Annotated in this window: 8 protein-coding genes; 2 read left to right on the forward strand and 6 right to left on the reverse strand. The window is 71.1% G+C overall.

The genetic code is table 11. The features are described 5' to 3' along the window. Positions 1-104 precede the first annotated feature (104 nt). The 4 genes from pstB to pstS form a co-directional block, all read right to left on the reverse strand. Entirely contained in the window at positions 105-884 is a 780-nt protein-coding gene (pstB, locus tag ACFWFR_RS13885) for a phosphate ABC transporter ATP-binding protein PstB (RefSeq protein WP_191802059.1), read from the reverse strand. Positions 885-949: 65 nt separating this feature from the next. Beyond that, the gene (pstA, locus tag ACFWFR_RS13890; RefSeq protein ID WP_191802061.1) at positions 950-2,038 is read right to left on the reverse strand and encodes a phosphate ABC transporter permease PstA; all 1,089 of its coding nucleotides are present in this window, start codon (positions 2,036-2,038) and stop codon (positions 950-952) included. Beyond that, positions 2,038-3,021: a phosphate ABC transporter permease subunit PstC gene (gene pstC / locus ACFWFR_RS13895; protein WP_056645239.1), complete on the reverse strand. Its 984-nt coding sequence runs from the start codon at positions 3,019-3,021 to the stop codon at positions 2,038-2,040. Before pstC ends, pstA begins: the two co-directional genes overlap by 1 nt. A 133-nt stretch (positions 3,022-3,154) precedes the next feature. Further along, complete coding sequence (pstS, locus tag ACFWFR_RS13900; protein ID WP_191802244.1) at positions 3,155-4,243, reverse strand: phosphate ABC transporter substrate-binding protein PstS; 1,089 nt, start codon at positions 4,241-4,243, stop codon at positions 3,155-3,157. Between the two features lie 371 nt (positions 4,244-4,614). Between pstS and ACFWFR_RS13905 the strand changes: the two genes are divergently transcribed. Then, complete coding sequence (locus tag ACFWFR_RS13905; protein WP_377623338.1) at positions 4,615-6,546, forward strand: BCCT family transporter; 1,932 nt, start codon at positions 4,615-4,617, stop codon at positions 6,544-6,546. Positions 6,547-6,615: 69 nt separating this feature from the next. On the opposite strand, the gene ACFWFR_RS13910 is transcribed toward ACFWFR_RS13905, so the two are convergent. After that, positions 6,616-7,320 (reverse strand): response regulator transcription factor, encoded by a 705-nt coding sequence (locus ACFWFR_RS13910; RefSeq protein ID WP_191802063.1) that lies wholly within the window; start codon positions 7,318-7,320, stop codon positions 6,616-6,618. Then, positions 7,317-8,672 carry a sensor histidine kinase gene (locus tag ACFWFR_RS13915; RefSeq protein WP_377623339.1) on the reverse strand — a complete coding sequence of 452 codons (1,356 nt, stop codon included), beginning with the start codon at positions 8,670-8,672 and terminating at the stop codon, positions 7,317-7,319. The genes ACFWFR_RS13910 and ACFWFR_RS13915 overlap by 4 nt, the downstream gene beginning before the upstream one ends. A gap of 179 nt (positions 8,673-8,851) precedes the next feature. Between ACFWFR_RS13915 and phoU the strand changes: the two genes are divergently transcribed. Next, positions 8,852-9,520: a phosphate signaling complex protein PhoU gene (gene phoU / locus ACFWFR_RS13920; RefSeq protein WP_191802066.1), complete on the forward strand. Its 669-nt coding sequence runs from the start codon at positions 8,852-8,854 to the stop codon at positions 9,518-9,520. The last annotated feature ends 113 nt before the right edge of the window (positions 9,521-9,633 follow it).

Genomic DNA, 9,633 nt, shown 5'->3' on the forward strand with positions numbered 1-9,633 from the left:
GCTCCCCTCCTGGGGGAGCCTCGCCGTCGTGCATCTCGCCCGGGGTGCCGCCCGCGGACCTCAGGAGGCCGCGCCCCCGACTCCGCGCGCCGGCACCGCACCGATCACCCGAAGCGGCCCGAGATGTAGTCCTCGGTCGCCTGCACCGTCGGCGAGGAGAACATCGTCGCGGTGTCCCCCATCTCGACGAGCTTGCCCGGCTTGCCCGTGCCCGCGATGTTGAAGAACGCCGTGCGGTCGCTCACGCGGGCCGCCTGCTGCATGTTGTGCGTGACGATCACGATCGTGTAGTCGTCCTTGAGCTCGGACATGAGGTCCTCGATCGCGAGGGTCGAGATCGGGTCGAGCGCGGAGCACGGCTCGTCCATGAGGAGCACCTGCGGGCGCACCGCGATCGCACGGGCGATGCACAGGCGCTGCTGCTGACCGCCGGACAGTCCGGAACCCGGACGGTCGAGGCGGTCCTTGACCTCGTTCCAGAGGTTCGCACCCTGCAACGAGGACTCGACCAGGTCGTTCGCGTCCGACTTGGAGATGCGCTTGTTGTTGAGCTTGACCCCCGCGAGGACGTTCTCCTTGATCGACATCGTCGGGAACGGGTTCGGACGCTGGAAGACCATCCCGACCTGGCGACGGACCGCGACCGGGTCGACGTCGGGCGCGTAGAGGTCCTGGCCGTCCATGACGGCCTTGCCCTCGACGTGGGCGCCCGGGATGACCTCGTGCATGCGGTTCAGCGTCCGCAGGAACGTCGACTTCCCGCAGCCCGAGGGGCCGATCAGGGCCGTGACCGAGCGTGGCTCGATCGCCATGGTCACGCCCTCCACGGCGAGGAAGTCCCCGTAGTAGACGTTGAGGTCCGAGACGTCGATTCGCTTGGACATGATGTGCTTCCTTCCGGTGGCCGGTCGCGCGGGGTGCGCGGTCCGGCTCGACTGGTGGGCTCGGCTCAGCGAGCGGTCTTGGGCGAGAACAGGCGGCTGATGAGCCGGGCGATCAGGTTGAGCAGCATGACGATCAGGATCAGGGTCAGGGCCGCGGCCCAGGCCCGGTCGATCCCCACGCCGCCCTGCTCGTACTGGCGGTAGGCGAAGACCGGGAGGGTCGCCATGCGACCGTCGAAGAGGTCCCAGTTGACCTGCGTGATGAGACCGACCGTGAGGAGCAGGGGTGCCGTCTCCCCGATGACGCGGGCGATCGAGAGCATGACGCCCGTGACGATGCCCGCGATCGAGGTCCGCAGGACGACCTTGACGATCGTGAGCCACTTGGGCACGCCCAGGGCGAGCGACGCCTCGCGCAGCTCGTTGGGGACCAGGCGCAGCATCTCCTCGACCGAACGGATCACGACGGGGGTCATGAGCAGCGACAGCGCGACCGCGCCCATGATCCCGGCGCGGTACGCCGGGCCGAAGATCAGCGTGAAGAGCGAGAACGCGAACAGCCCCGCGACGATCGACGGGATGCCCGTCATGACGTCCACGAGGAACGTGATCCAGCGGGCCAGGGCGCCGCGCCCGTACTCGACGAGGTAGATCGCGGTGAGCAGGCCGATCGGGACCGAGATGATCGTCGCGGCCCCCGTGATGAGGAGCGTGCCGACGATCGCGTGCCAGATCCCGCCGCTCGTCATGTCGCCGTAGACGCCGACCATGTCGGTCGACAGGAACGTCGCCCCGAAGAGCTTCGCGCCGCGCGTGACCACGATCCACAGGAGCGAGACCAGCGGGATGAGCGCGAGCAGGAACGCGAACGTGACGAGCGTGGTCGCGAGGCGGTCGGTGGCCCAGCGGGCGCCCTCGACGACGCGCGAGGTGATGGTGAGGCCCAGGGCGTAGAGCACGGCTCCCAGCCCCAGGACGCCTGCGATCGTCGGGGTGCCCGTGACCGCGAGGATGCCGAACGCGACGAGCACGCCGCCCGCGGCGAAGGCCCACGGCGCCCAGCGCGGCAGTCGCTTCTGCGTCGCGACGAGCTGGACGGTGCCCGAGCCGTCCGGGACGCCGGGCGTGGCGGGGGTGAGGTCGGTGACCGTCATCAGTTCGCTCCCGAGAATTCCTTGCGGCGCGCGATGATCCAGCGCGCGATCATGTTGACGACGAACGTGATGACGAACAGCGCGAGGCCCGTCGCGATGAGGGTGCTCACCGCGAGGCCGCTCGCCTCAGGGAACTTCGAGGCGATGTTCGCGGCGATCGTCTGCTGCTGCCCCGGCTTGAGGAGGAACAGCGAGTAGAGGAACCCGGGCGAGATGACCATGAGCACGGCCATGGTCTCGCCGAGCGCGCGGCCGAGGCCCAGCATCGAGGCGCTGATCACGCCCGAGCGGCCGAACGGCAGGACCGCCATGCGGACCATCTCCCAGCGCGTCGCACCGAGGGCCAGGGAGGCCTCCTCGTGGAGCACCGGGGTCTGGAGGAACACCTCGCGCGAGACCGCCGTGATGATCGGCAGGATCATGACCGCGAGGACGATCGAGGCCGACATGATGTTCTTGGCCGGGGCCTGGTAGCCCGCGAACAACGGGATGAAGCCCAGCGTCCCGCTCAGCCACGTGAAGAACGGGTTGAGGATCGGGAGCAGCCACAGGGCGCCCCACAGGCCGTACACGACGCTCGGGATGGCCGCGAGGAGGTCGATCAGGTAGCCGAGCCCCTGCGCCAGGCGCCGTGGCGCGTAGTGCGAGATGAAGAGCGCGATGCCCACCGAGACCGGGACCGCGATCGCGAGCGCCAGGATCGAGGCGAGCAGCGTCCCGAACACGAGCGGGCCGACGTACGCGAGCAGCGAGTCCGCCTTGAACCAGGAGATCTCCTGGAGCTCCTCGGGGCTGGCCGTCAGCGCGGGCCACGCCTCGATGACGAGGAACACGGCCACCGCGGCGAGGACCACGAGGATGAGGATCCCGGCACCGGTCGACAGGCCGGCGAAGACCCGGCCGGCCAGGCCGCCCTTGGTCGCGGGGACCTGGGGCTCGGACCCGAGCCCGGCTCGGGTGGAGGGAGGAGAGGTGACGGCCACTGATGCTCCGATGACTGAGGTGCGGCGGTGGTAGGACGACGATCCGGGAGTCACGCGCCCGTGGCGGGCCGCATCAGGCTGACAGCCTCGACGCGACCCGCCCCTGGGTGTGTGACCGTGTGCAGTTCTGCGATCAGCTCTTGACGGTGATCGAGTCGAGCGCTGCCTGGACCTCGGTGCGCAGGGCGTCCGAGATCGGGGCGGAGCCGGCGACGGAGGCCTCGGCAGCGCGTGCCTGGCCCTCCTCGCTGGCGACGTAGGTCAGGTACGCCTTGACGTTCGCGGCGTCCTCGGCCTTGTCGTAGGTGTCGCAGGCGATCGAGTAGGAGATGAGGACCAGCGGGTAGGCGCCGGCCTCGGTCGTGGTGCGGTCGATCTCGACGACGAGGCGCTTGTCGGTCGCGTCCTCCGCACGAGGCGAGGCGTCGACGACCTTGGCCGCGGCCTCGGGCGAGAACGGCACGTACTCCTCGCCGACCTTGATCGCGACCGTGCCCAGGTCACCGGCGCGCGAGGCGTCGGCGTACCCGATGGCGCCCTCGGCACCCGTGACGGTGTCGACGACACCCTGGGTGCCCTGACCCGACTGACCGCCGGACAGGGGCCAGTCGCCGCTGGCCTCGTGCGGCCAGGCGCCGTTCGAGGCGGCCGCGAGGTACTCGGTGAAGTTCTCCGTGGTGCCGGACTCGTCCGAGCGGTTCACGGGGATGATCGCGGTCGCGGGGAGCTCGACGCCCTCGTTCTCCGCGGCGATCGCCGGGTCGTTCCAGGTCGTGATCTCGCGGTTGAAGATCTTCGCGAGCGTCTCGGCCGAGAGCTGGAGGTGCTCGGTGTCGACACCGGGCAGGTTGTAGATCACGGCGATGGGGCTGATGTAGAGCGGGACCTCGATCGCCTCGCCGCCGAAGCAGCGGTCGGTCGCGGTCGCGAGCTCGTCCTCCTTGAGGGCGGCGTCGGAGCCGGCGAACTGCGTGGCGCCGGACAGGAACTGCTCGCGGCCTCCGCCGGAGCCGACCGCGTCGTAGCTGACGGTCACGCCGGGGGCGATGTCGCCGAAGCCGGCGATCCAGCCGGCCACGGCCTTCTCCTGGGACGAGGCGCCGGCACCGGCGAGCGTGCCCGTGAGGTCCTCGGTCGAGCCGCTCGCTGCGCCATCAGTGGTGGCGTCGCCACCGGAGTCGGTGCTGTTCGAGCCGCACGCTGCCAACGTCAACGCGAGCATGCCGACGGCTGCTGCGGAACCTGCGCGGGTGAATCGGCTGAGCTTCACTCTCTTCTTCCATCCTGTTCAACGCGGGGGCGGCACCAGCGAGCGCCGGTGACAACAACGACGCTAAGCAGCCCGGGTGACGCGCTCCGGTTGTCCGGGTGAACGACAGATGAACAGTGCACAGACTCTTGCGGCCTGTGGATAAACCACTGTGACGGGGTCGCCGCGGCCCCCTCCCTGGGGCCAGCGGTTGCCTCATCCAGGCAGGTCGGGAACGCTGGCAGGAACAGGTTGTCGAGCAGACCGAGCCGGACCTGCACGTCGTCGGCCCCTCGCTCACGGGCACCGCACGACCCGCACGGACGAACGTCAGGAGACCTCGCGTGAGCGACGACGGCACGAGCGACCACCCCACCAGCGATGCGAGCGAGGACGGGACCGCGCCGGCGGGCGACAGCGCCGCCTCCCCCGCTCCCGCCCCGGCGTCGGGCACCGAGGCCGGGGCCGCCGCCGCGGCCCTCCCCGTGCCGCCCGGGCGCATGTACCCCCGCGTCTTCTACCCTGCGGCCGGCCTGATCCTGCTGTTCGTCCTGCTCGCGATGGTGTTCACGGACGGGACCACGGCGGTCCTGAGCACGCTCCAGGCCGACGTGATCGGAGCGTTCGGCTGGTACTACGTGCTGATCGTGGCCGGGTTCGTCATCTTCGCGCTGTGGATGGGCCTGAGCCGCTTCGGCGACATCGTCCTCGGCAAGGACGACGAGACCCCGCTGTTCCGGCTGCCCGTGTGGTTCGCGATGCTGTTCGCGACCGGCATGGGGATCGGGCTCGTGTACTGGGGAGCGGCCGAGCCGCTGACGCACTACGCGTCGCCCAAGCCGGGCGTCACGGGCGACCCGGCGGCCCTCGCGCAGGCCGCGATGGGGCAGAGCTACCTTCACTGGGGCGTGCACGCCTGGGCGATCTACGTCGTCGCGGGCCTCGCGCTCGCCTACGCGATCCACCGCAAGGGGCGGCCCGTCTCGATCCGGTGGGCCCTCGAACCCCTGCTCGGCGACCGGGTCAAGGGCCGCCTCGGCGACGTGGTCGACGTCGTCGCGGTGCTGGGCACGGTGTTCGGTGTCGCGACCTCGCTGGGCTTCGGTGTGCTGCAGATCGGGGCCGGGCTCGGCTTCCTGAACGTCGCCGAGCCGGGCCTGGCGCTCCAGATCGGCCTGATCATCGGGATCACGGCCGTCGCGACCCTCTCGGTCGCCTCGGGCCTGGGGCGCGGCATGAAATGGCTCTCCAACGGGAACATGGTCCTGGCCGGCGTCCTGGCCCTCACGGTGCTCGTGGTGGGCCCCACGCTGTTCCTCCTGCGCGACTACGTGCAGTCCATGGGGTACTACCTCCAGAACGTCATCCGCCTGACGTTCGACACCACGGCCTTCCAGGGTGACGCCGGGCTCGAGTGGCAGTCGTCGTGGACCATCTTCTACTGGGGCTGGTGGATCTCGTGGGCCCCGTTCGTGGGCGTCTTCATCGCGCGCATCTCGCGCGGGCGCACCATCCGCGAGTTCGTCATGGGCACGCTCCTGGTCCCCACGCTCGTGACGTTCCTGTGGTTCTCGATCTTCGGCGGCTCGGCGCTCTACCGGCAGATCTTCGGCGACGGCGGGCTCGTAGGCGCCGACGGGAGCGTCGACACCGACACCGTGCTGTTCCAGCTCCTGGGCGACCTGCCGGGCGGCCCGGTCCTCACGGTGCTCGCGATCGTGCTCATCGGGGTGTTCTTCGTGACGTCGGCCGACTCGGGCTCGTTCGTCGTCGGGATGCTGACCTCGGGTGGCGACCCGCACCCCGCGGTCTGGAACCGCATCCTGTGGGCCGTGCTGTCGGGCCTCCTCGCGATGGCCCTCCTGATCTCGGGTGGGCTCACCGCTCTGCAGACGGCCGCGATCCTCATCGCCCTGCCGTTCTCGGTCGTCATGATCGGCATGGCCCTGTCGACCGTGATCGCGCTGCGCGAGGAGCACAGCGCGATCCTGCGAGCCGAACGGGCCCAGGCCCGCCTGGTCCTCACCCAGCACGTCACGCGCCGCGTGACCGAGACCATCTCCGAGCAGTGGGACGAGCTCTACGGCAGCGACGTCCCCCAGGCGCCCAGGCCTGCCGCGGAGCGGCGAGGACCCGAACGACGCGGTGCCCTGCGCGGGCGCCCGAGGCGCCGCCCCGGCGGCGACCAGCCGAGCGGCCCCGGCACGTCCGGTAGCCCCGACACGTCCGGTAGCCCCGGCGAGCCCGGTGACCCCGGCGGGACCAGCGGCGGCTGAGCGGCGCGTCCGAGCTCTCCGGCCCGGACACGCCGGTGCCCGCCCCGACGGGTCGGCACCGCACCTGAGCTACGCGTCGCCGTCGGCCACCTTGTAGCCCAGCCCACGCACCGTCAGCAGGTAGCGCGGGGTCGCCGGGTCGGGCTCGATCTTCGAGCGGATGCGCTTGACGTGCACGTCGAGAGTCTTGGTGTCACCCACGTAGTCGGCCCCCCACACGCGGTCGATGAGCTGCCCGCGCGTCAGGACCCGGCCCGCGTTGCGCAGCAGCAGCTCGAGCAGGTCGAACTCCTTGAGCGGGAACGAGACGAGCTCGCCGTGCACCGAGACCGTGTGCCGCTCGACGTCCATCTTGACCGGACCGACCTCGAGCGCCCCGTCGTCCTCGGGCTCCCCCGCGGCGGCCTCCGGCCCGCCCTGGCGCCGCAGCACGGCGCGCACGCGCGCGAGGAGCTCCCGGAACGAGTAGGGCTTGGTCACGTAGTCGTCCGCACCGAGCTCGAGCCCCACGACCTTGTCGATCTCGGAGTCCTTGGCCGTGAGCATGATGACGGGCACGTTGCCGCGCTGGCGCAGCTCGCGGCAGACCTCGGTGCCGCTCAGGCCGGGGAGCATGAGGTCGAGCAGCACGAGGTCCGCACCGCCCGCGTCGTAGGCGGCCAGGGCCTCGGGCCCGGTCGCCGCCTCGACGACGTCGAAGCCCTCGCGGGCCAGCTGATAGGTCAGAGGGTCGCGGTACGACTCCTCGTCCTCGACGACCAGGATGCGCGTCACGCACCCACCTCCTTGGTTCTGGGGGACGTGCCGGGGTAGGGATCGGTCTGTGGGTCGCTCGCCCGGGAGTGGGCGGCGACGTCGGCCGGGGCCTGGGCCCCGGGCCCCGGGGTGCTCTCGGTACCGCGGGCGCTCTCCGCGCCCGCAGCGCCGTCGGCGTTCTCTGCGCCGCCTGCGTCCTCAGCACCCTCGGTGCCCGACGGCGAAGCCTCCACCGCGGTCGGGTCCGCCGCCGGGATGCGCAGCGTGAACGTGGAACCACGGCCGGGCTCGGACCACATGGTCACCTCGCCGCCGTGGTCGGCGGCGATGTGCTTGACGATGCTGAGGCCGAGGCCCGTGCCGCCCGTGTCGCGCGAGCGCGCGGGATCGACCCGGTAGAACCGCTCGAACACGCGCTGCTGCTCGCCTGCGGAGATCCCGATGCCCTGGTCGACGACAGCGATCTCGACGAGGTCTCCGACGACGCTCACGCCGACCCCGACGCGCGTGTTCTCGCCCGAGTAGGCGACCGCGTTGTCGAGCAGGTTGCGGACCGCGGTCACGAGCAGCGCGTGGTCGCCGTAGACGACCGCGTCGAGGTCGCCTCCGACCGTCAGGACGATGCCCTTGCCCTGGGCGTTGGTGCGCGCCCGGTCGACGGACTCCTCGACCACGCCCCGCACAGGGACGGTCGTGACGGCCTGGAGCGCGCCGGCGACCTGGAGGCGGGAGAGCTCGATGATCTCCTGGACCAGCGCGGACAGGCGCGTGGCCTCCTGCTGCATGCGTCCGGTGAACCGGCGGACCGCGACGGGGTCGTCCGCGGCGTCCTGGACCGTCTCGGCGAGCAGCGCGAGCGCGCCCACCGGGGTCTTGAGCTCGTGCGAGACGTTGACGACGAAGTCACGGCGGATCGCGTCGATGCGTCGCGCCTCGGTCCGGTCCTCGGCGAGCACGAGGATGTGGTGCGGGCCGACCTGCGCGACGCGGACCTGGAGCATGACCATGCCGCGGCCGACCGGGCCGCGCGGGAGCTCGAGCTCCTCGTCGCGGATCACCCCGTCGCGCTGGACCTCGGCGATCATGTCGAGGATCGCGGCATGCACGACCGCGTCACCCCGCACCACTCCCAAGGCATAGGCCGGTGGGCTGGCCCGCACCACCTCGCCCTCGCCGTCGAGGACCACGGCGGCCGAGCGCAGCACCGCGAGCACGCGCACCAGCCCCTCGTCGAGCTCGGGGGCCTCCCCGTCGGGCATGCGGTGGGCGCTGCGTTCGCTGAACCGGAACGCGAGCGTCGCGAACACGCCCACGAGCAGCCCGATGACCCCGGCGACGAGCAGCCCGACGCCCTCCTGGATTCCTTCCACGGTTCCAGCGTACGGTCGGAGAGGACCCCGCCGGACCGTCCGCGCCCGTTCCGGGACGGTTCCGGTGCGGCGCGCCCAAGAGTTCACCTGGCGGCGTCCTGTCGTTCACCTGACCGTTCACCTCCCGGTTCACCTGGCCTGACATGGTGGGGGTTGCTGGTCACCATGAAAGGGATGCGATGCGGGAAATCTTCGAGGCCGAGCTCAAGCAGGTCGGTGACGACCTTGCCGAGATGAGTCGCTTGGTCGAGTCTGCCATCAGTCGGGCGGGGACGGCGCTGCTCACTGCCGACCTCCAGCTCGCACAGTCCGTCATCGCGTCCGACCACGCGATCGACGCCCTCGAGCGCGAGCTCGACGAACGCTGCGTCCTGCTGCTCGCGCAGCAGCAGCCGGTCGCGACCGACCTCCGCGTCGTCGTGAGCGCGCTGCGCATGAGCGCGACGCTCGAGCGCATGGGCGACCTCGCCCGGCACGTCGCCCAGGTCGCACGCGGCCGCTACCCGGCGCACGCGATCCACCCTCTGCTGGAGGGGACGTTCGCCCAGATGCACGACGCCGCGACGCGGGTCGCGCGCCGCACCACGACGCTCCTGACGACGCGTGACCTGACGGTCGCAGCGAACGTCGAGCGCGACGACGACCTGCTGGACCACCTGCACCAGGACACGTTCGCGGCGGTCCTGGGCCCGGACTGGACGGGGACCCCGCAGGAGACGGTCGACGTGACGCTCGTGGGCCGCTACTACGAGCGGTTCGGCGACCACGGCGTCTCGATCGCCAAGCGCGTGACGTTCCTCGTCACGGGCGACTTCGCGGACGACCGCGGGCAGGCAGCGCGCGCCTAGCGGGTTCCCGGGGGATCCTCCTCCCGGTGTGCCGGGCCGAGCGTCACGGTGCACGTCTCCCGCTCCACGAACGCCCGACGGCGCCGCTCCCCTCGCGAGGCTGTCTCTTATAC

Source organism: Oerskovia sp. NPDC060287 (assembly GCF_042726775.1).
Taxonomy (GTDB): domain Bacteria; phylum Actinomycetota; class Actinomycetes; order Actinomycetales; family Cellulomonadaceae; genus Oerskovia; species Oerskovia merdavium.